Genomic DNA, 21,301 nt, shown 5'->3' with positions numbered 1-21,301 from the left:
CACCACATCGAACTCCAGCGCCCGATCAGCCGCTGCAGGTCCCGCATCGCGTATCCGGCCTTGTCCGCGGGGAGATCGTCCGGGTCGGTGCTGCGGACGCCCGGCCGCTGCCGGGGGTGGGTCTTGATCAGCTGACCGTGACAGAACAGCTTGACCAGCTCGGCGTTCGCCCGAACCTGCACCCGCTGGCCGAGGTAGGCCTTCGGGGCCGAATACAGTGCCTTACCGACCTGCACGTGGTAGTCGCGGTGCACGGTCACCTCGACATAGAGCGGCACCTCATACGGGGCCTGCGGTTCGGGCAGCAGCGCGGCGGCCTCGTGGGCGGCGAACACCTCGACCGGGCGGGCCTGGATCGTGCCGTGGATCCGCTGACCGGCCTTGTCCCGGCACCAGGTCTCGGCGCGGGCCTGCGCGTCGGCCAGGTCGAGGAACTCCTCGCCGGCGAAGAAGTTGCCGCGCACGTACTGCACCACCCGCTCTACCCGCGGCTTGTCCTGCGGCGAGCGGACCCGGGCCGGGTCCGTGGCGAAGCCCCTGGCCTGCGCATACTCCAACCAGCCCACGGTGAACCGCGGGTTGAGTGCATCCGCCTTGGTCACGATCGCCGAGGCATTGTCCGGGATCAGGATGGCGAAGACTCCACCGAAGGACCGCCACGCCGCCTCACACCCAGCGGTGATCGCCTCCAGGGTCTGGGTGAAGGTCAGCCACACGAACATGTGTCGGGAGAACACCGCAGTGAAGATCAGCGCGTGCACCACCCGCCGCCGACCCGCCGAGGGATCGTAGAGCAGGCCCATCCGGGCGGTCGATCTGGCACTCCTCGCCGGGCGTGCCGTCGGCCACCCGCACCGTCTCCCGCGCGGCGCGGCCGCGATAGTCGGTGCGTTCCAGGCAGAACCGGTGCAACGTCCGATACGGCACCCGCACCCCCTGCCGGACCAGCAGCTCCTCGATCTTGACCACGGTCAGGCCCTGGCCGACCCACGCCGCGATCCGGTCGCGCTGCGCCTCCAACGCCTCCCACGCCGAGCCATGTCCGGTCGGGCGCGCCGGGCGCACCGCCGCCACCACCTGACCGAGCAGCTCATCGGTCAGCTGCCCCTCGCCGGCCTCGGGGTATGTAGCAACGGGCGGGCATGGGGACTGCCCGCCCGCGGCGTTCTCGATCAGGGTGCGCATGGCCGGGTGTTCCTCTCGAAAAAGCGGCGGCGTCAGTGGGGTTCCTGTTTGGTGGTCCAGGCGGCAATTTGCGTCCGCCTGGTGAAGCCGAGCTTGGTCAGGATGTGGTCGACGTGGGAATCAGCGGTGCGGCGGGAAATCGACATTGTGGCAGCGATTTCTTTGTTGGTCTTGCCCTGTGCGACCAGCGCTGCGACTTCTCGCTCGCGTGGAGTAAGCATCGGGGTGGGCGATTCTTCGGTCGCGGAGCTTGTCGGACTCCCGGCTTTGCTCGGATCGCGGGTTATCCATGCGATGGCTTCGTCGAAGTCGAGCAGTGTGGCGAGCTCAAAGGCTTCCTGGAACGTATCTTCGCCGAGTGAGCTGCGCGCTACTGCTTCGTAATGGTCGTGTAGGCGCGCGATGTGTTTGTGGCCGGCGAGTGACGCATCGATGTTCTGCTTGATCTTGTGGGACACGCCGAACAAGGTCGCGGCCCGTGCCGCGTCACCGTCCGCGCTGGCTATGCAGGCCAGTATTTCGATACACAACGCGATCCGGAAGTGCTCGTGGAAGTCCAGCTTCAGGCGCAAACTTTCCAGTTCTGCGGCTGTGGCTTGTTGATAATCGCCCGCAAGCAGTCCGGCTATTCCCTGCGCCCACAGGGCAAGCGACCGCATCCACTGTTCGCCATAGTTCTCCTCCAGGGCCGGGCATTCGCGGAACAGGGTCGCGGCGCGCTCATGATCGCCGAGGAAGGTGAGGGCCAATGCGAGCTCGATCTGGTCGTAGGCGACGGCAGCGTGATCGCCGATCAGCCGATGCCCGGCGAGAGCGTCCTCGAAGAGCGCGGCCGCCCGCGCAGGATCTTCGTTGTACAGGGCGGTGAGCCCCGAGATCTGCGCGACGTAGGCCGCTCCCGATTGGTCGCCCAGCTCCGCGGCCAACGCTCTTGCCTGATCGAGGAGGGCTGTCCCGGATGTCGCGTCGTTGAGCGCTAAATTCAAGTACCCGTTGACGTAAAGCGCTTTGACACGAACGGTATCTCGTTCCGCGGTGAGCGTCAGGAGGCGCTCCAGCCATCGACGTCCCTCGTAGACGAAGCCGCTGCTGAGCCAGAAAAATCGGAGGGAGGATGCGATCAGCAGACCTGCTTGCGCTTCGCCGGGCTCGGAAGCGGAGAATTCCAACGCTTCGCGCAGGTTTGCGTGCTCGGCTCGCAACCGGGCGAAGACCGTCGTGCGTCCGGCGCTGAACCATTCCGCCTCGGCCTGGGCGACGAGGTTCCGGTAGTAGTGAAGGTGTTTGCGACGGACCGTGGTGGTCTCACCGCGTTCGACGAGGCGGTCCCGGCCGTATTCGCGGAGCGTCTCCAGTAGCCGATAACGGGTCTTGTCCGGATGCCGTTCCGTGGTCACGATCGACTTGTCGATCAAGCCCCTGATCTGATTAAGCACCTCGTCGGTCCGGATGCCGTCGCCTGAACCGATTGCTTCGGCTGCCTCCAGGGCGAACCCTGAACCGCACACGGACAGCCGTGCCCACAGCACTTGTTCGGCGGCGGAGCACAGCCGGTAGCTCCAGTCGACCATGTCCTGCAGGGTCTGCTGGCGGGTCGGCGCCGTCCGGGTTCCGCCGGTCAGCAATCGAAAACGACGATCGAGCCGGACCGCGATCGTCTCGGCTGACATGAACCGAAGAGCGACTGCCGCAAGTTCGATCGCCAACGGAATGCCGTCAAGTTGTCGGCACAAACGCATGACGACGTGCGCGTTGTCCGCGGTGACGGTGAAAGCCGGATTCGCGGCTTGAGCTCGCTCCTGGAGTAGTGCGACCGCCGAGTACTGAAGGAGATTCTCCAGTTCCGGAGTTCCAACTCTCTCCGGGGGAACCGAGAACGGAGCCAACTCCATGACGGTCTCGCCGGCAATGCCCAAGGGTTGGCGACTGGTGGTCAGGATCCGCATAAGCGGGCACTGTTTGAGCAGCGAATGCGCGAGTTGCGCGCACCCATCGAGAACGTGCTCGCAGTTGTCCAGCAGAAGCAGCAGCGGGCGGTCGCGAAGATGTTCGGGAAGGTGCTCCAACGGCGTCACCCCGGACTGCTGTTGCAGGCCCAATGTGGCGGCTACGGTGTCGGCGACGAGTCGCGGGTCGTTGAGGTCGGCAAGCTCGATGATCCAGACGCCGCCCGGGAACGACCGCCTCAGCAATGCGGCCGACCGCAACGCCAACCGGGTCTTGCCCACGCCGCCGACGCCTGTGATGGTCACCAACCGTGCCGAGCTCAGGAATTTCTTGACGTCGGCCAACTCCCGCCAACGTCCCACGAAGCTCGTGAGTTCTATCGGAGGGCGTGCAGCGCTCCAGATGGGTACGGGAACCACCGTAATCGATTCAGTCCGTTCGGTAAAGCAGCATATCAAGTCGATATACTGCACCTCTACACTATCCCAGTACTCGAATCCTTGGTCCACCAAAAGCCGAGCAGCGCGTGCGTCATTCCGCATCTGAAATCCGCTGCCTGGTCGTCGAGACCCATCAGAAGATTGCGAGCTTGCTGGGTCGTCCACGCTGCGTCGGGGACAAACGCGCTGCGATGGCAGTGCAGGTCGGTGTCGACGGATTCGCCCTGCTTCAGGCTGTTCACGGCGACCAGGCGTCGGTGTGGCGGCGGGAGATCCCCGCGGCCGTCATCCTGCGCACGGTGTGGATCAAGCAGTACCACCGCACCATCAACAACAGCGGGCAGGAGGTGGCGTGGGGGAGGAGAAAGACCAGAGAACGGATCTGCTCCCCCTATGCCCCCGATGCCCGGTTTGCGATCAAGCGCGGTTGCGGTTGGGAAGGCTGCAAGATCCACGTCACCGAAACCTGCGACGACGCCGTGACCGGCCGGCCGCATCTGGTCACCAACGTCGCCAGCGCCGACGCGACCGGCACCCCGTTGAAGCGGTGATCGGGTGCCCGAGCCGCGCCAGTTCGCCTTGGAGTCTCCTGTGGCCCCCCGCGGGTTCTCCCGGGCCAGGCGGACGACGAGCTTTTTGAGGGCGGCCTTGGTGGGCGGGCGCCGGCTCGGCTGCTTTGGGCGGTGCAATCCCGTCTGGTGGCGATGAGCCTGCGGTGCCAGGCGAGCAGGGTTGCTGGTGTGACGGGAAGACCTGAGCCAGCGGCGCCGCGGTATGCGTGTGGACAGCGTCGCAAGCCAGTGCCGGTCTGCAGACTCGTACCGGAGGGGTTCTAGGATCTGTCGGCGCAGCAACCGAGTTCTCGTGCCGCAGTACGAGCAGCTCGGCATCCTTGGCCGTATCGCGGCCCGAGAGCAGAGCTGGGACGGACAGCAGCTTCCGGGTCATGGCCAGCCCGATGAGCCGGATCAGGGCCGACGCCACCGAGGCCAGTTCGTCCGCGATCTCCAGCATCTGAACAGATTGGCGCGTCGTTACATGCGCGATGACTGCATCTTCGGCCGCGTCCGGGTGCCGACCGCTCCAGGCTCCATCGAGTCGAGCTTGAACGCTGTGTCGTAGCTCTGCGTATCGACCGCGCTGCCCCACAATCGGTATTACCAGTTCCGATGAGTCAGTGGCTGATCTACGCAAAATTAAGCTGCTACGGCCAGATTGGTGGGGGGATGAGCCGTTTCGGCAATAATTGGTATGACAAGTCTGTTGACCGCTCTGACCTCGGTCGTCCATACTTCGTCCCCTAGCGAGGAGGCGAGACCGCTGTGCGGTCTTCGGAACCGGAGGTGAAAGTGGTGCGCAAGGTGCTCATCGCGTGTGGGGCAGCGGCTGTCCTGCTTCTGACCGGATGTGCGGGGCCGGGGACGGACAGCGGCCGCAAGATCAAGGTTGGGCTGGTGACCCAGGCTTGGGACAACCCGGCCATCAAGGACATGTCGGAGGCGGCCGAGGCCGCGGCAGCCGCAAAAGGAAACATTGAGCTGCTCTCTCAAGACAGCCGGGACATGCAGGACATGGTCACCAAGCTGCAAGCGATGATCGGCCGAGGCGTTAAGGCACTTGGCATCGAACCGTGGGACAAACAGCAGATCATGCCGATCCTGACGCAGGCGAAGGCCGCAGGTATCCCGGTTTTCATCCTGCAGTCGGAGATCGAGGGCGCGCAAAACCGTGGTTTGGTCGTAACCTCCATTATCGGAGACGAGACGGAAGGCGGCAAGGTTGCGGGCACCTGGCTAGGCCACCAACTGAACGGTGCGGCGAAAGTCGCCGTTCTCGAGGGTGCCCCTGCTGACACGCCCGGCATCGAGCGCGCGAATGGGTTCGAGCAGGGGCTGGCTGCAGCCAACCCGGGGGCGACTGTCGTCGCCCGCCAGCCGGCAGACTGGGCACGCGACAAAGCTCTGCGCGTGATGACGGACATCCTGACCGCCCACCCCGACATAGACGCGGTGTTCGCCGACAACGACGAGATGGCGTTCGGTGCGATCTCGGCGCTCGAGACCCGCAACCTGAAGGGAAAGGTACCCGTCATCGGCTACAACGGGACCTGCATCGGCCTCCGGGCCACTTACCAAGGCACGTTCGTCGCCAGCGGGATCCTCTTTCTGGACCACGTCGGTTCGGAGTTCATCAACTCGGTCGTCGCCCGCCTCGACGGGCAAGGCGTCCCGGAGAAGGTCGAGCCACCGATCACCCTGCTCACCACCGATCAGGTCAAAGAGATCTCGGGCGGCGCCAAGTCGGTCGATGTCAACGGAAAACCGTTCAATGTCGACGATGCCCTTGCCAAGCGCGTGAATGACGCTGTGGCCGGCCGCTGCTGACTACGCGACGGGAGTTTCGTGATGATCCACGCTACCGAACCGACGTCAGTGAGCCGGACAGTGCTGGCGGCCCAACAGGTCGCCAAGAGCTACGGCGGTGTCTACGCGCTGCGGGATGCCGACCTCACGGTCGCCTCCGGCGAGGTCCACGCGCTGCTGGGTGAGAATGGCGCCGGCAAGTCGACGCTCGTGAAGATCCTGACGGGGGTTCACTCCCCGGACCACGGGAAAGTTCTGATCGACGGCGAGCCGGTTTCGTTCCAGTCGCCGCTCCATGCCGAGCGCCTGGGCATCCACGCCATTCATCAGCACCTGGCCCTGGTGCGAGGGCTGAGCATCGTCGACAACTTCCTGCTGGGACGAACCGAAGCCGGCGAACGCGCCAGGCACTTCGGCTTCGTCAGCAGGCGCGAGGCCGCTCAGGTTGTCGAGCAGGCTGTGGCATCAGTGGGACTTCGTGTCGATCCGTTCACGAAGATCTCGCAGCTCTCCTTGCCGCAGGCGCAGCTAGTCCAGATCGCGCGGGCGCTGACTGCTGAGGCCAAGGTTCTCGTACTGGATGAGCCGACTGCAGCACTGACTCCTGCTGATCGGGACAACCTGTTCGAGAAGCTCGATCGGCTCCGCGGCGACGGCGTCGGGCTGGTCTATATCAGCCACCGTCTCGACGAGATCACCGCGCTCTGCGACCGTGCGACCATCCTTCGGGACGGCCGGATCGTTCGCGAGATGGCAAAGGACGAGTTGACCGTCGACGCCATGATCGAGGCAATGCTGGATCGGCCCGTCCAGCAGTTGTACCCGCCCCGTGTGGCCAGCCCGACCGAGGTGCCGGTTCTCCAGGTCGAGGGTCTGAGAGTCACGGGGCAGCCGCCCGTCAGCTTCATCGTCAACGGCGGTGAGGTTGTCGGCCTCACTGGTCTTGTGGATGCCGGAATGGTTCCTGTAGCGGAAGCCCTGTGCGGCAGCCGTCGGGCAGAAGCGGGCGCGGTGTCCGTAGATGGATCCACCGCCTTGCCTCGCACCGCACTCGATGGGATGCGGCACGGCATTGCACTAGTTCCGGCTGACCGCTCAGAAGCGCTGATCGCCGGCCTGAGCATCGCCGAGAACCTGGCGCTGACCTACTCGAGCCGGGCACAGATTGCCTCCCGCACCGGACGCCGGCTGCGGTGGATGTCGCGCCGCCGGACGAAGGCCAACGCGGTGCGGGCGATCGATCGGTTCACGGTCGACCCGCGACGCCCGGAACTCTCTGCTGGTTCCCTGAGCGGGGGGAACCAGCAGAAGATCGTCCTCGCCAAAGCAGTCTCGTTGTCCCCCCGCGTGCTGGTGCTTATCGAGCCCACCGCGGGCGTCGACGTAGGGAGCCGGGCACAGATCTACCAACTTCTGCGCGAGATCGCCTCTCAGGGTGTTGCGGTGCTCTTGGTGAGCTCGGACATGCAGGAGGTCTGCGGGTTGAGCGACCGGGTGTGCGTGTTCCGTGCCGGCGCGATAGCAAAGGAGATCCCCGGTCCGACGACCGAGCGGGAAATCATGGGTCACGCGACACGGCCCCTGGCCGGTGCCAGATGAGTGATGGCGGTGATCTGGGCGGGGATGGCTACCCGGCAACTCCAAAGTTTGTTGCCACGAGCGGTCGTCGGCCGCCCGCCGCATCACCGCGTCCGCGCCTCGGTATGCTCCGGCCTATGGCAGGCCCACTACACGATGTTCGTGATCATGTCGTGTCGATGATCGTGGCGGGCGAACTGCTTCCCGGAGCCGCCCTCCCCGCCGAACGGGAGCTCGCGATCCGTCTCGGGGTCTCCCGCCCGCTGGTGCGTGAAGCCCTGCGGAGCCTCGAAGCCGTGAACATCGTCGAGTCCCGTCGCGGCGCTGGAACCTACGTCACGGATCTGACCCCGGAGCTCCTGCTCGCTCCGCTGACCTACGCGTTCCGGCTAGTGCACGGGTCGTACCTCGACCTCTTCCAGGTCAGGCGGTTCCTCGAGCCAGCGGCGGCCGCGGAGGCAGCCAGCACGGTCAAGGAAGACAGTCTGGTCGAGATGGACGAGCTGCTTAAGGCCCTCGACGAGCCCGATGAGGACACGTTCCCGGAGAACGACCTGGCCTTCCATGAATGGATCGTCCGGCAGACCGGGAACCCACTGCTCCTCAGCATCATCAGAGGCATTCGCGACCTAGAGTTCACGGTCCTCGAGGTGACCGCGGCGAACACGGTCAATCGCGAGCAGTCGCAGATCGAGCACCGCGCCATTGGGAAGGCAATCCGCGAGGGCGATCCGGAACGCGCCAAGGCGGCGATGCTTCTGCACCTTGCCCGGGTCGAAGATCAGGTCCGTAGTGCCGGCACCGAGCGCCCGGCCTCGGCCGGCGAAGCGCACTGAAGAGCCGATCAGGTTGATCAGGCCGCATTTGGGTTCGATCCACCGGTGGTTTTGGGTAACGGTTCGGTGGTGAGAAGGCGAGATGCCCTCTTGAACTGGGACGATTGATCTTACTGATCCATCCGTCCTAGTGAGAGGGCATCTTCTCAAGGTCCGGCGCGGCTGGGCGCGGTGTTTGATGATCCGAATCTGGTCGCGGATGCCGGGCTGGTGCCGGTGGTGCGGCTGGCGGAACGGGCCCGGCTTGGTGAGCTGGTCATTGCCGCGGTGTGGCTGAGCGAGGGCAAAGCGGCCGATGTGCGTGGCGAAGCCCGGTTCGTCGCCGAGTCCTTGGCCGCCGCCGACCAAGCCGGATGTGCCGGGATGCGGATCGTGTGGGCGGATTCGAAGTTCTACACCGCTGATGTGGTCGCCGCCTGCCGTCGGCGCGGAGCGTATTCCTCGCTGTCGACCGGCATCAGTCGACGACGACCCCGGCAGCGCCTAACGCACGCGCCACCATGTGGCCGCCCATTGCCCTCTTCTCGGAGGTGACGGTGCCGATCGCGTCGAAGTCGTTGCCAACCGCCTCATCGAACACCCCTCGCGCCACCCGTTCGGTGGACGCGGTGAGGAGCGTCTCGAGGCTGGGCAGCCGGAACGGCCGATCCGCCACGCCGAAAGCAACTGCGCGCCCGCGCTCCTGAGCGCCCTCGGCCGGCAGAGTCAACGCCGCCCCTGCCTCTGCGAAGTCGCCGTGTCGGGGCGCGAACTCCTCAAAGCCCCATCGGCCGCCGGCGTTAGGAACCTCGAAGTCCAGCCGGGTGAGGATCTCGTCCTCCTCGATGGCCGTACTTAGATAGCCGATGAAGAAGTCGCCGGCATTCTCGACACGGCTACCGCGAACGGACCTCAGCGTGATCCGGGCGTCCGCCAGGACCATCGCCGCCGCTATTTCCGCGGACGGGTCTGCGTGCACCACGCTGCCGCCGATCGTGCCCCGCGAACGGATCTGGACGTGGCCCACCCAGCTCGCTGCTGCGGACAGCAACGGCCAGGCGTCGCGCACCGCGGGTGAGCGTGCGATCCAGCCAGTCGTGGTCGTTGCCCCCAGGCTGAAACTCTGGTCGTTGACAGTCCGCTCGGACAGCTCTGCGACGTTGCCGATGTCCACCAACACCGGCGGACGAACGAGGCGGTAATTCAACATCGGGATGAGGCTCTGACCCCCCGCGAGCACCTTGCCGCCTTCTTCTGCGCACTCCGCAAGATCATCGAGCGCCAGCTTGAGGGTGGTCGGTGCGCGATACAGGAACGGCGACGGCTTCATGCCCCATGACGATACTCGTTGGACTGACCAATGTCACGATTTGAGCCCTTTTTCTGCGAATCAGGCCGGAATTTGATCATAGATCCCGAAAACCGGTAAGGCCAATTTCTTGACGGAGGGAACCTCGCCGTGGTCCTATGCAGGCCCCACCCGGCTGTGCACACCCCAGTAAGGAGGAGCTGGTGAGCGCTACCCAACTGCCACCGACGCAGTCAGTCGAATCGACCTCGGCACCCGCTCAGAAGCGCCGCCCCTTCTGGTTACGCGTCGTCGCGTCGCCGATTGCCGGAACCTCCATGGCGTTGATCGCGGTCTGCTGTGTCTTGTCGGCCATCGCGCCAGACTTCGCCACCGTCGGGAACGTCCTCAACGTCCTGCTCGCGGCGTCGACGCTGACGATCCTGGCCTGTGGTCTGACCGTTGCTCTGATCGCAGGCGAGATCGACCTCTCGGTCGGCTCGGTCGAAGCGCTGACGGGTTCGGCGGCTGCGGTCATGATCGTGGCCTACGGCATTCCGTGGCCGCTGGCCATCGTCGGCGGCATCGCCGTCGGCGCTGCGGCCGGACTCGTGAACGGTATCGTCGCCACGAGGTTCTCGGTTCCCTCATTCGTCGCATCACTCGCCATGCTGAGCGTTGCCAGTGGTGCGGCCAACCTGTTGACCAACGGCACCTCGGTGTTCGGCCTCGGTAGCCAGTTCGGTTACCTCGGCACTGGAAAGGTCCTCAGCATTCCGGTCCCGGTTGTCATCGCCGGCGTCGTGGCGCTCGGCCTGGCGGTCACGCTCCGCAAGACCAGCTTCGGCCTCGACGTCTACGCCGTCGGCGGCAACCGCGAGGCAGCACGCCTTTCCGGCGTCAGTATCTCCAGTGTCAAGGTCCGAGTGCTGGTCCTCAGTGGCGCGCTCGCCGGTCTGGCCGGCCTCATCATTGCTGCGCGACTCGACTCCGGCTCGGGCACCGTCGGTACCCAGGACCTGATGGCAGCCATTGCGGCAGTCGTCATCGGCGGCACCTCCCTCAACGGAGGAATCGGCAGCATCGGTGGCTCCGTCGTCGGAGCGCTGCTCATCGCGACCATCCAGAACGGCCTGGTCCTCATGGACATCACCGCGTTCTGGCAACAGGTCGCCATCGGCTCACTCATCCTCATCGCCGCCCTGCTCGAGCGGCTGTCCAAACTGACCATCGGAGGCAAGCCAGCATGACCACGCACCAGCAGCACGACCTCGTCATTCGCGGCGGCACTGTCGTCAACGCCGACGAGATGGCCGTCGGCGATGTCGCCGTCCGCGGGGGCAAGGTCGTCCAGGTCGGCATCGTCGACGACTCTGGTGCCGACGAAGTCGACGCCACCGGTTGTCTCGTGGTTCCGGGCGCCATCGACGTCCACACCCACTTCCACCACTGGGTGGGCTACGTCGGCTCGCACAACGCCGACGACTACGACTCCGGCACCCGTGCCGCAGCCGCGGGCGGCATCACCACCATCGTCAACTACGCCTTCCAGGAGGAAGGCGAAACGCTGATGACCGCCATCGAGCGCGACCTCGAGCTGGCGAAGACGACCGCGAACATCGACTACGGCCTCCACGTCGTCGTCACAGACAACGCCGAGAAATCCGTCGCCGAGTTCCCCCAGGTCGTCAAGGCCGGTGTGACCAGCGTCAAGGTGTTCGGTGCAGTCTCCGGGTTTCAGCTGCCCGACGCCGGCATCCTCGAGGTACTCCGGGCGGCCCGTGACGCCGGCATGATCGTCAACGTCCACGCCGAGGACGGCGCACTCATCGACTTCCTCACCCGCACGTTCGAACAGCGCGGTGACCTCGGAGTCGAGTTCCTGCCCCAGGCGAGGCCGCCTCAGGCGGAGGCGATCGCCACTCGCAAGATTGCAGAGTACGCGGCGCTCCTCGAAGCGCCCGTGTACTTCGTGCACTTGAGCACCGCAGGAGCACTCGAGGCCGTCCGCGATGCCCGCAAGAAGTTCGACCAGATCTTTGTCGAGACGCGTCCGGTGTACCTGTTCCTGGAGCAGAGCGTCTACGAGCTGCCGAACAAGGAGGGCAACAAGTACGTCTGCCTCCCGCCGATCCGATCCAACACCGATTCCGAGGCGCTGTGGGAGGGTCTCCAGGCTGGCGAGATCCAGACCTATGCGACCGACCACGCTCCTTGGAAGGCCGAGCAGAAACTTGCCGAAGCGCCGTTTTGGCGGATCCCCGCCGGCGTCTCGAACCTTCAGACCAGCGTACCGATGTTGTTCTCCGAGGGAGTGCAAAAGGGCAAACTCGACGCCTGCCAATTCGTGGCGCTCACCTCCACCAACCCGGCCAAGCTTTTTGGCATGCATCCCGCAAAGGGGGTTATCGCGCCGGGTGCAGACGCCGACATCGCGGTGATCGACCCCGCGGACGTCCGCCGGCTCACCGTCGGCGAGATGCACTCCAATGCCGACTACGATCCGTACGAGGGGTATGAGTGCCACGGCTGGCCGCGACTGGTCTTCTCACGCGGCGACCTGGTCGCCGAGCGCGGCAACGCCCTGCACAGCCCGGGACGCGGCAAGTACATCCGCCGGGACACCAACAACTACGATGTCTGAGACGCTCGCCAACGACACCACCGTGGGCGTCGTTCAAACCCCCGCAGGTGGCATCGAACCGCCAGCCGTCCTCGACCTCGGGCGCACACTCAGGCGGCACGACCTGCTCGTCTTCCCCGAGATGGCGAACACGCCGTACTTTCCCCTGGCCGGCGTCGACCCACGGTACGTGCCGGGCCGGCAGGCGTTACCGCTGGAGCAGGTCCTCGACCCTTACCAGGTCCTGGCCAGGCGCTTGGCAAGCAACATGGTCGTTGGGGTGTGCTTCACCGATGGTCGGCGCCTCCGCAACGCGGCGGTCGTGCTCGACCGGCAAGGCGGCCTGGTCGAAGGCAAAGGCATCACCACCGGCAACTTCCGCGCCGTCTACGACAAGACACACCTGTGCAACGTGCGCGGCTACGGGTCGACGTTCGTCGAGGACGACCATTTCCACGCCGGGCCCGAGCTGCTGACCTGGGACCTCGACTTCGCCCGCATCGGCGTGCTCATCTGCTACGACCGGCATTTCCCCGGCGCGTGGGCGACGCTCACGGCGAACTCGGCCGATATCGTCGCCGTCCCCACCGCATCGCCCGAGGGGACGAAACCGATATTCGCAGCCGAGATGCAAGCTATGGCGCTCCAGCAGAGTGTCCTCGTGGCAGTCGCCAACCGGCACGGACGTGAAGCCCTCGGCATGAGCGACGTCAGCTACCTCGGCCAGTCCATGGTCATCGGGCCTGACGGACGCATCATCCAGATCGCCGGCACTGGATCGGCGAGCACGGCGACCGGGACCTTCGCGGGGACCGCGGTCGCAACCACGGCCCGAGCCATGGGCATGCGCGGCGCACAACGACCGGACCTCTACACGTACCGCCCGACGAGCTGAACGAGGAGGCACAGCGAACATGACCAACACCCGAGTCGCCGACATCATCGGTCAGATCCTCGCGGACCAGGGGATTGACACCTTTTTCATGCTCACCGGTGGCGACCCCGCCCTGTGGACCGCGTTCCAGCAACGCGGGATCCGGATGATCCCCTGCCGTAGCGAGCAGGGCGCCGTATACATGGCCGACGGCTACGCGCGCATCACCGGTCGGCCGACCTTCGTCTACGGCCAGCACGGTCCCGGATCCGCGAACGTCGCCGCAGCCTTGGCCGACGCGTACTGGGCCATGAGTCCCGTCGTTTCCCTCACGAGCTCCGTGCCAGCCGCCACCCGCGACCGTCACGAGTACCAGCTGCTCGACCAGCTCGCGCTCCACCAGCCCGTGACCCACTGGGCAGGCGAGGCCCGCCAGGGCGACCATGTCCGGCGCATGCTCCTGCGCGCGATGCACGAGGCGGTCTGCGCGCCCGGCCCGACGCACCTCGACGTGCCCCGGGACGTGATTGGTGAGACGACTGGGCCGGAGGCCGCCACCGCGGCGCCGACGACCCCGCTGACCGCCCCGATGTATCGGCCGCTTCCGTCCGCAGACGTGATCAACTCAATGGTTGACGCGCTGGCCTCCTCCCGTCGCCTGGTGATCCTTGCCGGGTCCGGCGCACGCGTCTCTGGAGTCAGCCACGAGATCGCCGAGCTGGCCGATCTCCTCCAGGCCCCGGTTGTGACCTCGATCGGCGGAAAGGGCACCATCGCCGACAGTCACCGGCTCAGCGCCGGCGTCGTCGGCCGGTACGCGGCACCGATCTCCAACCGGATCGTTCGGGAGGCAGACCAGGTGCTGGTTCTGGGCAGCCGCACCGGATCGGTGACCAGCGACTCCTTCACCCTGTTCGAGGACGTCAGTCTGATCCGCGTCGATACCGCCACCGGCTCCCTCGACCCGGCGGCCGATCTCAACGTGCTCGGCGATGTGAAGGCCACCGTCGCCGCCCTGGTCGAGGCGCTCGCCGCCCACGCAGAACGCGCCACGGCCCTTCGCGACCACACCTGGGTGGCCGAGTGTGCCGACGCCGTCGCCACGTGGCGAGCGTGCTCCCTGAACACCGCCAACACCAGCACCGAGCACATGCACCCCCGCGAGGTCGTCTCGACGATCGCGGCCGCGCTGGACGGCACGGACGTCGTCGTCGCGGACACCGGCTACATGGCCGCATGGGCAGGCGTGCTCTACCCGCAGCGGACGACGGGCGCGACCTTCCTCCGTGCCGCCGGCTCGCTCGGCTGGGCCATCCCGGGCGCCCTCGGCGCGCAGCTCGCCGCACCGGATCGGCGGGTCGTGTGCATCACCGGAGACGGCGGCGCCGGCTACAACCTCACCGAGCTAGAGACGGCCGCTCGCGTGGGCATCCCGGCCACGATCGTGGTCATGAACAACGGCACCCTGGCCTTCGAGTACCACCTGCAGAAGTATGTCGAGGGCAACATCATCCCCGAGATCAACGACTTCGGTGACGTGAGTTACTCCGACGCGGCATCCGCCCTCGGTGCCCGCGGCGTCACCGTGCGGACGCCCGCCGAGCTTGCGCACGCGCTGCGGGAGGCGGACGTTAGCCGCGCTCCGACGCTGATCGATGCACGGATCGACCCCGAGGCGATCGCACCCGTGACCTCGTACGCTGCGCGCATGCCGATGCCGGGCGTGTGAGTGGGAAAGGGTGGGCAGCGGAATGAGAATCATCGTCGAGGTCAACGGACTCACACGCGAGTCGAACGTGGAGCCGCGAACCCTCCTCTCGGATTACCTTCGGCATGAGCTTGGGCTCACGGGTACTCATGTCGGCTGCGAGCACGGCGTTTGCGGCGCGTGCACTGTCCTCGTCGACGGTGAGGCAGTTCGTTCGTGTCTCACTCTCGCGGTGCAGATGTCAGGCCGGTCAGTGCGAACCGTCGAGGACTTGGTACCGCCCGGGCAGGACCTGAACGACATCCAGGTGGCGTTCCGGAAGCACCACGCTCTCCAGTGCGGGTTCTGCACGCCGGGGATCCTCATGTCGCTGACCGCCGAACAGAACCGTCCTGCCCCATGCCGGGCGGACGCACTGGACAGCGTGCGGGGACACATCTGCCGGTGTACCGGATACCGGGGTATCAAGCGCGTCGTCGAAGAGATCTTCGCCGAGTCCGATGCGGAGAACACGCCATGACGGGAACAACCGCAGGTAAGGGGACCGGCAAGCCGATGGAGCGGGTCGAGGATGAACGCCTGCTGCGCGGTCTGGGAACCTACGTCGACGACCTGGCCATGCCCGGGACCCTGCACGCCTACTTCGTCCGATCGGTGCACGCAAACGCCCGAATCACCTCGATCGACGTCGAGCAGGCCAGGCGGCTCAGCGGCGTCCACGCCGTGTGGACCGGGCACGATCTCGGTGAGCTCAACGGCCCGTTGCCATTGCTCGGCCCACACCCGGACCTCATCGCGCCGCGGACGCAACTGCCCCTGGCTGTGGACCGAGTGCGGTACGTCGGCGAGGCAATCGTCATGGTCATCGCCGAGAGCCGGTATCGGGCCGAGGATGCGGCCGAACTCGTCGAGATCCACTACGAGCCACTCCCCGCCGTCGTCGAGTTCACTGACGCCGACCGTGGAATGGTTCACGACGACATTGCTGACAACGTTGCGGCCGTGGTCCACCAGTCTCGAGGCGACGTTGACACCGCGCTGGCCTCCGCGCCGCACAAGCTCACCCTTGACCTGGAGATCGAGCGCAGCGGCGGCATGCCCATGGAAGGCCGGGGGGTGCACGCCAAGTGGGACCGGCGTACCCGCCGCCTGCACGTGTCCGACTCGACCCAGTCACACGTGGCCATCCGGCAAGGGCTTAGCCGGATCCTCGACCTCCCGCTCGACCAACTGGAGGTTCTCGCACCGGACGTCGGCGGTGGCTTCGGCACCAAGATCATGCTGTTCTACCCCGAGGAGGTGCTCGTCCCGCTCGCGGCCATGCGCCTCGAGGCAACCGTGGCCTGGACCGAGGACCGGTACGAGCACTTCATCAGCGCCAATCAGGAACGCGGCCAGGTTCACCGGGCCACGGTGGGCTATGACGACGACGGCAAGCTACTCGCGGTACGAACCGCATTCGTCCATGACACCGGCGCCTACATCCCCTACGGGATCGCGGTGCCAGCCGTGACCGGAACGCACCTGCCCGGCCAGTACCACGTTCCGAACTATGAATTCACCGGCCAGGTCGTCTACACCAACAAGCCGCCCGTCAGCCCGTACCGCGGGGCCGGCCGCCCACAGGGTGTGTTCGTGATGGAGCGGCTCATCAGCGCCATGGCGAAGTCGCTGGGCCTCGAGCCCAGCGAAGTCCGTCGCCGCAATTTCATCCCGGATGACGCGTTCCCCTACGACACCGGCCTCGACCTGCACGACGGGAGTCGCGCGATCTACGACAGCGGCCGGTACGCCGAAGGCTTCCAGCTCGCGATGAGCCACGCCGACCTGACCGCTTTCCGCGCCCGGCAGAAGCAGCACCGAAGCGAGGGACGATTCACCGGAATCGGCTCGGCAACCTATGTCGAGGGTACCGGCGTCGGCCCGTACGAAGGCTGCACCGCCGCGCTCAACCCGAACGGCCGGATCGTCGTCGACGTGTCCGTACCCTCCCAGGGACAGGGACACGCGACCACGTTCGCCCAGTTGGCCGCGGACGTCCTCCGCTGCGATTCCGCCAGCGTTGTCGTTCGGGCAACATCAGGCGGCGCCGGCGCAGTGGGCCACGGAACTTTCGGCAGTCGCGCCGCCGTGATGGCCGGCAACGCCGTGGCCGCGGCGGCCACGAACCTGCGCCGGCAGATCCTCGCCACCGCAGCAGAGTTCTTTGAGTGCTCCGCCGAAGACCTGTCCATCGACAACGGATTCGTCCAGGTCACGGGGACCGGCGCGCGCATCTCTCTGGCAGACCTCGCCACCGGAGTCAACCCGATCCGGTACCCGGCCGTACCTGCGACATCAACGCCCTGGAATGGTGGCAGCGCGCCGCCGATCGCCCTGGCAGCTACCGAATACTTCTGCAACCGACAGTGGGTGTTCGGCTTCGGCGCCCACGTCGCCGAGGTGGAAGTCGACATCGCCACTGGCAAGACGACTCTGCTCAACTACGTCATCGTCCACGACTGTGGCCGGGTGCTCAACCCACTCGTCGTCGACGGCCAGATCCTGGGCGGGCTCGTCCAAGGCATCGGTGGCGCGCTCCTGGAGCTCCTCGCCTTCGACGCCGCCGGCCAGCCCACCACGACCAGCTTCCTCAACTTCCGGCTGCCCACCATCGACGACCTGCCGCCCCTCGTCCTGGACGAGCTGCAGACTCCGTCGCCGTGGAACCCGCTGGGTATCAAGGGCACAGGAGAGGCGGGAATCATCCCCGTCGCAGCTGCTATCGCCGAAGCGATCGAAGACGCACTAGAACCCCTCGGGGTGTCCGTGACCCGAATGCCGATGACCCCGGAACGGATGCGGCACCTCATCGCGACAACGACCACTCAACAGAAGGAATCGTGACCGTGGAGCTCATGCACGAGTTCGACATCGCCGCGCCACCGGATACCGTCTTCGACTTCCTGCTCGATGCGCCGAGCGTCGTCACCTGCGTCCCCGGCGTCACCATCGACGAGGTCGTAGACGAGTCGACGTTCGAGGGGAGCCTCAAGGTCAAGGTCGGTCCCGTGACGGTGCGCTACCGGGGAAGCGGCTACATCACAGCCGTTGACAAAGACAAGCGGGTCGCCACAATCCGTGCCGAGGGCGAAGAACAAGGAGCAGCCGGCACGGTAGCGGCCACGATGGAGATGTCGGTGGTCGAAGTCGAGCGGCAGTCGCGCGTCACCATCCGCACCGACCTCGCGATCGTCGGCCGAGTCGCCACGATGGGCCGCGGAGTGCTCCAACAGGTCAGCAACCAGCTGGTCGGCCAGGCAGCCCGGAAAATCGAGAGCCGAGTCCTGTGCTCTGAACAGGGACCATCCACCGGGATCGACGCGCAGGCACCGGCGGCGAAGTCCGTTGCTGCTGTGCCCTCCTCATCACCTGGCAGTACCGAACTTGCTGTCGGCGCCCTCCTCAAGGGGGTGGTCGTGAGCTGGCTGCTCAAGACCTGCAGCAAGTTGCTGTTCAACGTCGAGCGGTTCGCCGCCCGTACCCGCGAAAGGATCGATGGATGAGCCTGACGCGATGCACTGGATCGACGGAGCGCTGTACGAAGGTCATGGCACGAAGGAGATGCCGATCCTGAACCCGGCGAGTGGAACCTCCACCGGTCAGCTGCGCCTCGCCGATCGCGCCGACGGCCGCATCAGCTGTTGCAGCTCGCGGCGCTGCGTGACCGAGAGGTTGGACCAGTTCTTCAGCCACAGCCAGCGGGTGTGCTTGAGCTCGGGACGGGTGGCGATCTCGGTCCGCCGTACCGCGTCAACGGCCTCGGACAGCTTGGCCGCCAGGTGATACCGGTCGAAGGTCAGCCGCGCGTGGGGTACATGTTCGCCGATGCCGGCGATGAACGCCGCACTCATGTCCGAGCTGGTGGTGTGCACCTTCTGGGGGTCGCCACCGTGGGCGGCCAGATCCGCGGCGAACCGCTGGACCGTGGCGGCGTCGCGGCCTTCGGTGGCAAACAGCACCCGGGCGGTGTCCAGATCGGCGAACAAGCTGATGTAGTCCTGCCCCCGGCGAGCCGAGGTCTCATCCATCCCCACCCGCCGCACCGACGAGAAGTCCTCACCGGCCCGGGCAGTACGCACATGATGCTCCACGACCCGCCATACCCGGGTGTCGTGCCCACGCACCGACGCGGCGACCCGGGCCACCGGCATCGCCTTGGCGAAGGTCAGCACCAGCGCCTCGAACAGCATCGTGAATCCCGACCCCGGCCGCGCCCACGGCACCGCCACCAACCGCACCCCGTGCTCGGTACAGCGCACCCGCGGCACCCGCGCGTGCAGAAACGCCTTGTGCTGAAAGAAATCCAGATGCCGCCACGTCTTGTCCACCGTGTCATGCACCCGACACTGCTGCCGCGCGCAACCGGGCTCCGGGCACACAAACCGCACCCCGCCGGTACGCGACATGCAGGTCCAGCCGCCCCTCCTGCTCGGCGAACTCCGCGCCCGTCACCCGCCACGGCTCGCCCAAACCCAGCGCCGTGGTGAACAACTCCAGCCCGTCCATACCGACCTCATCAACCCATCCGACCGTCACCGACGGTCACACAGCCAACGAAGCCACGGGCCAACCGGTCAAGCCGCCACGCCGATCAAACCCACATGATCTAGCGAGGAGCCCTTGAATGCCTCCAGACGACCAATGCTTCCCTCACATGCTCTCGTCCCTTCCCGCTTTCTCGTTCAGGTAAGTCAGGCGCCCCAAGAACCTTCCTCCAAGTTCCTCCCAGCTGAGCTGGGGTACAGCGAAGCGGCTAACGGCGCACCTCATCCGTTCGGCTGGGGGCCAAAGTCATGCCGGACCTGGCGATCAGGGTTCCAAGATCAGAGCCACGAAAACGGTAACGCGGCCCCTACCGTGATCAGTTCGGGTAACCGACAGTGGCGGGTGGACCTGCGAACGCCAGATTAGGACCAGTTGATTTCGTCGATGTGTTCGCAAACCGGCAGAGAAATACACAATTGCGATTACCTGGAGTCCATATTTTCCGATCTCTTCGCTGAATTATCCTTCGATTAGGTGTGCATCGTGTGGCCGACTCGCGATGGCCGCGTCGTCAAACCACGATGGGGCTACGGGGTGAAGCGCTCCGATCTCGAAAGCACGCAGAGAGAGGAAAAAGATGTCAAATCACACCAGAGAGTACCCACTGTCCACCAAGGGGCATGGTGAGGAGATTACGACGAGTGACTGGAACGAGGCCGTCGTTCAGGTCAACCGTCTCCGGGACCAGCTTGATCGCATGAAGTACGTGGATACGCTAGAAACCAGAATCGCAGAACTTGAAAATACCGTGCGGGAGATGCAGACGAAGTACCTGGAGGACAAGGACGGTGTGATTCAGAACCGTCATCTCGCGGAGGACTGCGTCACGACCACGAAGATCGGCAAGGATGCGGTCAACTCGAAGAAGCTCGCCGACAACGCGGTCGTGGCCGCGAAGCTCGCCGACAACGCGGTCACGACTCCGAAGATCGCCGACAACTCGGTTACTGACGTTGAACTCGCTCCGAATGCGGTCAAGTCCGAGAATATCTTCAAGGACGCCGTCCTACGAGACAAGATTGCCAACAACGCGGTGAACACCGACAAATTGGCGCTGGACGCCGTCACGAGCGACAGGATCGCTCCGAATGCGGTCACCGACAGGGAGATCGCGAACAACGCGGTCAAGTCCGGAAAGATCGACGAGAACGCCGTCGCAGGCAGGGAACTCGCCAATAATGCTGTCACGGCTGAGAAGATCGCCGACAACGCGGTGCAGGAAAAGAAGCTCATGGATGGCGCGGTTAGCTCTCAAAAGATCGCGATCGGAGCCGTCCAGAGCAGCCATATCGCGCCCAATGCGGTGGGGACGGAGGCACTGGACGCCAGGGCCGTCACGACCGCCAAGATGGCGGACAACTGCGTCACCGACCGGCAACTCGCCCCGAACTGCGTGGCGGACGGAAAGATCGCGGACAACGCCATCACGGGCCAGAAACTCATGTCCGGGGCTGTGACCACGGACAAGATCGCTCAGAACGCCGTTACGGGGAACGAACTCGCACCCAACTCGGTGATCACCGGCCATTTGGTTGCAGCGGCTGTGACGAGCGAGAAACTCGCGGACGGCGCTGTTTCAGAACTGAAGCTCGCGAAGGACGCGGTGACGACCGAGAAGATCAAGGACAGCAGCGTCACTATCGCTAAGACCACCTGGACATAGTCCTCACGTCCGCAGTACGCGACGCTGCCCTCGACGTGTGCGGGGGCAGCGTTCGCATTGTGACGCGGCGGCGTGACCTGCTCTCCGGCTTACCGGTTGATGGCCCTCCCCCTGAATCTCCTGAGACCACACAGCGACAGTTCCGATCGGCAGGTTGAAGCAGCTGCTGGCGTAACTCAGGTAATCGAAGACCTCGGTCGACACCCCGCCATTGGTCCGGCGGAAAAAGG

Annotated in this window: 18 protein-coding genes and 2 pseudogenes; 14 read left to right on the top strand and 6 right to left on the bottom strand. The window is 65.5% G+C overall.

Annotated elements, in window-relative coordinates:
• Positions 1-119: 119 nt before the first annotated feature.
• The 3 genes and pseudogenes from ACRXBZ_RS02000 to ACRXBZ_RS01990 all read right to left on the bottom strand — a co-directional run.
• Positions 120-722, bottom strand: a pseudogene (locus ACRXBZ_RS02000) (Mu transposase domain-containing protein); the annotation flags it as partial.
• Positions 667-1,185, bottom strand: coding sequence for a hypothetical protein (locus ACRXBZ_RS01995; protein ID WP_433877499.1), 519 nt, complete (start codon positions 1,183-1,185; stop codon positions 667-669). The pseudogene ACRXBZ_RS02000 and the gene ACRXBZ_RS01995, both read right to left, overlap by 56 nt.
• Positions 1,186-1,217: 32 nt before the next feature.
• On the bottom strand, positions 1,218-3,674 hold the full coding sequence (locus tag ACRXBZ_RS01990; RefSeq protein ID WP_433877498.1) for a helix-turn-helix transcriptional regulator: 2,457 nt from the start codon (positions 3,672-3,674) through the stop codon (positions 1,218-1,220).
• A gap of 89 nt (positions 3,675-3,763) precedes the next feature.
• On the opposite strand from ACRXBZ_RS01990, the gene ACRXBZ_RS01985 reads away from it, so the two are divergent.
• The 5 genes from ACRXBZ_RS01985 to ACRXBZ_RS01965 all read left to right on the top strand — a co-directional run bounded on the left by ACRXBZ_RS01985 (position 3,764) and on the right by ACRXBZ_RS01965 (position 8,349).
• Positions 3,764-4,123: a hypothetical protein gene (locus ACRXBZ_RS01985; protein ID WP_433877497.1), complete on the top strand. Its 360-nt coding sequence runs from the start codon at positions 3,764-3,766 to the stop codon at positions 4,121-4,123.
• A gap of 313 nt (positions 4,124-4,436) precedes the next feature.
• A complete protein-coding gene (locus ACRXBZ_RS01980) occupies positions 4,437-4,694 on the top strand; it encodes a hypothetical protein (protein ID WP_433877496.1) in 258 nt (85 codons plus the stop codon).
• A 230-nt stretch (positions 4,695-4,924) separates the two neighbouring features.
• Positions 4,925-5,956: a sugar ABC transporter substrate-binding protein gene (locus ACRXBZ_RS01975; RefSeq protein ID WP_433877495.1), complete on the top strand. Its 1,032-nt coding sequence runs from the start codon at positions 4,925-4,927 to the stop codon at positions 5,954-5,956.
• Positions 5,957-5,977: 21 nt separating this feature from the next.
• Positions 5,978-7,534 (top strand): sugar ABC transporter ATP-binding protein, encoded by a 1,557-nt coding sequence (locus tag ACRXBZ_RS01970; protein WP_433877494.1) that lies wholly within the window; start codon positions 5,978-5,980, stop codon positions 7,532-7,534.
• Positions 7,531-8,349, top strand: a complete 819-nt coding sequence (locus ACRXBZ_RS01965) for a FadR/GntR family transcriptional regulator (protein WP_433877493.1) — start codon at positions 7,531-7,533, stop codon at positions 8,347-8,349. Before ACRXBZ_RS01970 ends, ACRXBZ_RS01965 begins: the two co-directional genes overlap by 4 nt.
• Positions 8,350-8,806: 457 nt before the next feature.
• Here ACRXBZ_RS01965 and ACRXBZ_RS01960 read toward each other — a convergent pair whose 3' ends face one another.
• On the bottom strand, positions 8,807-9,658 hold the full coding sequence (locus ACRXBZ_RS01960; protein WP_433877492.1) for an FAD binding domain-containing protein: 852 nt from the start codon (positions 9,656-9,658) through the stop codon (positions 8,807-8,809).
• 296 nt (positions 9,659-9,954) lie between these two features.
• Between ACRXBZ_RS01960 and ACRXBZ_RS01955 the strand changes: the two genes are divergently transcribed.
• The 8 genes and pseudogenes from ACRXBZ_RS01955 (at position 9,955) to ACRXBZ_RS01920 (ending at position 18,366) form a co-directional block, all read left to right on the top strand.
• Positions 9,955-10,866, top strand: coding sequence for an ABC transporter permease (locus tag ACRXBZ_RS01955; protein ID WP_433877491.1), 912 nt, complete (start codon positions 9,955-9,957; stop codon positions 10,864-10,866).
• On the top strand, positions 10,863-12,260 hold the full coding sequence (gene hydA / locus ACRXBZ_RS01950; protein WP_433877490.1) for a dihydropyrimidinase: 1,398 nt from the start codon (positions 10,863-10,865) through the stop codon (positions 12,258-12,260). The genes ACRXBZ_RS01955 and hydA overlap by 4 nt, the downstream gene beginning before the upstream one ends.
• Positions 12,253-13,134 (top strand): carbon-nitrogen hydrolase family protein, encoded by an 882-nt coding sequence (locus ACRXBZ_RS01945; protein WP_433877489.1) that lies wholly within the window; start codon positions 12,253-12,255, stop codon positions 13,132-13,134. Before hydA ends, ACRXBZ_RS01945 begins: the two co-directional genes overlap by 8 nt.
• A 19-nt stretch (positions 13,135-13,153) precedes the next feature.
• The gene (locus ACRXBZ_RS01940) at positions 13,154-14,842 is read left to right on the top strand and encodes a thiamine pyrophosphate-binding protein (RefSeq protein WP_433877488.1); all 1,689 of its coding nucleotides are present in this window, start codon (positions 13,154-13,156) and stop codon (positions 14,840-14,842) included.
• Positions 14,843-14,864: 22 nt separating this feature from the next.
• A pseudogene (locus ACRXBZ_RS01935) lies at positions 14,865-15,029 on the top strand ((2Fe-2S)-binding protein); the annotation flags it as partial.
• Positions 15,030-15,059: 30 nt separating this feature from the next.
• Complete coding sequence (locus ACRXBZ_RS01930) at positions 15,060-15,341, top strand: (2Fe-2S)-binding protein (protein ID WP_433883778.1); 282 nt, start codon at positions 15,060-15,062, stop codon at positions 15,339-15,341.
• A complete protein-coding gene (locus tag ACRXBZ_RS01925) occupies positions 15,338-17,707 on the top strand; it encodes a molybdopterin cofactor-binding domain-containing protein (RefSeq protein ID WP_433877487.1) in 2,370 nt (789 codons plus the stop codon). Before ACRXBZ_RS01930 ends, ACRXBZ_RS01925 begins: the two co-directional genes overlap by 4 nt.
• Positions 17,704-18,366: an SRPBCC family protein gene (locus tag ACRXBZ_RS01920; RefSeq protein WP_190816180.1), complete on the top strand. Its 663-nt coding sequence runs from the start codon at positions 17,704-17,706 to the stop codon at positions 18,364-18,366. The genes ACRXBZ_RS01925 and ACRXBZ_RS01920 overlap by 4 nt, the downstream gene beginning before the upstream one ends.
• Positions 18,367-18,462: 96 nt before the next feature.
• Here ACRXBZ_RS01920 and ACRXBZ_RS01915 read toward each other — a convergent pair whose 3' ends face one another.
• Positions 18,463-19,203 carry an ISL3 family transposase gene (locus ACRXBZ_RS01915; RefSeq protein WP_433877486.1) on the bottom strand — a complete coding sequence of 247 codons (741 nt, stop codon included), beginning with the start codon at positions 19,201-19,203 and terminating at the stop codon, positions 18,463-18,465.
• Entirely contained in the window at positions 19,196-19,399 is a 204-nt protein-coding gene (locus ACRXBZ_RS01910; RefSeq protein ID WP_433877485.1) for a hypothetical protein, read from the bottom strand. Before ACRXBZ_RS01910 ends, ACRXBZ_RS01915 begins: the two co-directional genes overlap by 8 nt.
• Before the next feature lie 586 nt (positions 19,400-19,985).
• Here ACRXBZ_RS01910 and ACRXBZ_RS01905 point away from each other — a divergent pair.
• Positions 19,986-21,071 carry a hypothetical protein gene (locus tag ACRXBZ_RS01905; protein WP_433877484.1) on the top strand — a complete coding sequence of 362 codons (1,086 nt, stop codon included), beginning with the start codon at positions 19,986-19,988 and terminating at the stop codon, positions 21,069-21,071.
• Positions 21,072-21,301: the final 230 nt, after the last annotated feature.

The organism is Saccharopolyspora hattusasensis, assembly GCF_050972075.1.
In the GTDB taxonomy this organism is placed as follows: domain Bacteria; phylum Actinomycetota; class Actinomycetes; order Mycobacteriales; family Pseudonocardiaceae; genus Saccharopolyspora; species Saccharopolyspora hattusasensis.
This window is presented reverse-complemented; position numbering and strand designations above follow the sequence as displayed.

Excerpts from the sequence above, each read along its gene's own strand:
- ACRXBZ_RS01955 (WP_433877491.1), top strand. The coding sequence starts at position 9,955 with ATGGCGTTGATCGCGGTCTGCTGTGTCTTGTCGGCCATCGCGCCAGAC.
- ACRXBZ_RS01985 (WP_433877497.1), top strand. The coding sequence starts at position 3,764 with ATGGCAGTGCAGGTCGGTGTCGACGGATTCGCCCTGCTTCAGGCTGTT.
- ACRXBZ_RS01945 (WP_433877489.1), top strand. The coding sequence starts at position 12,253 with ATGTCTGAGACGCTCGCCAACGACACCACCGTGGGCGTCGTTCAAACC.
- ACRXBZ_RS01995 (WP_433877499.1), bottom strand. The coding sequence starts at position 1,185 with ATGCGCACCCTGATCGAGAACGCCGCGGGCGGGCAGTCCCCATGCCCG.
- ACRXBZ_RS01940 (WP_433877488.1), top strand. The coding sequence starts at position 13,154 with ATGACCAACACCCGAGTCGCCGACATCATCGGTCAGATCCTCGCGGAC.
- ACRXBZ_RS01905 (WP_433877484.1), top strand. The coding sequence starts at position 19,986 with ATGTCAAATCACACCAGAGAGTACCCACTGTCCACCAAGGGGCATGGT.
- ACRXBZ_RS01930 (WP_433883778.1), top strand. The coding sequence starts at position 15,060 with ATGTCAGGCCGGTCAGTGCGAACCGTCGAGGACTTGGTACCGCCCGGG.
- hydA (WP_433877490.1), top strand. The coding sequence starts at position 10,863 with ATGACCACGCACCAGCAGCACGACCTCGTCATTCGCGGCGGCACTGTC.
- ACRXBZ_RS01970 (WP_433877494.1), top strand. The coding sequence starts at position 5,978 with ATGATCCACGCTACCGAACCGACGTCAGTGAGCCGGACAGTGCTGGCG.
- ACRXBZ_RS01965 (WP_433877493.1), top strand. The coding sequence starts at position 7,531 with ATGAGTGATGGCGGTGATCTGGGCGGGGATGGCTACCCGGCAACTCCA.
- ACRXBZ_RS01990 (WP_433877498.1), bottom strand. The coding sequence starts at position 3,674 with ATGCGGAATGACGCACGCGCTGCTCGGCTTTTGGTGGACCAAGGATTC.
- ACRXBZ_RS01960 (WP_433877492.1), bottom strand. The coding sequence starts at position 9,658 with ATGAAGCCGTCGCCGTTCCTGTATCGCGCACCGACCACCCTCAAGCTG.
- ACRXBZ_RS01925 (WP_433877487.1), top strand. The coding sequence starts at position 15,338 with ATGACGGGAACAACCGCAGGTAAGGGGACCGGCAAGCCGATGGAGCGG.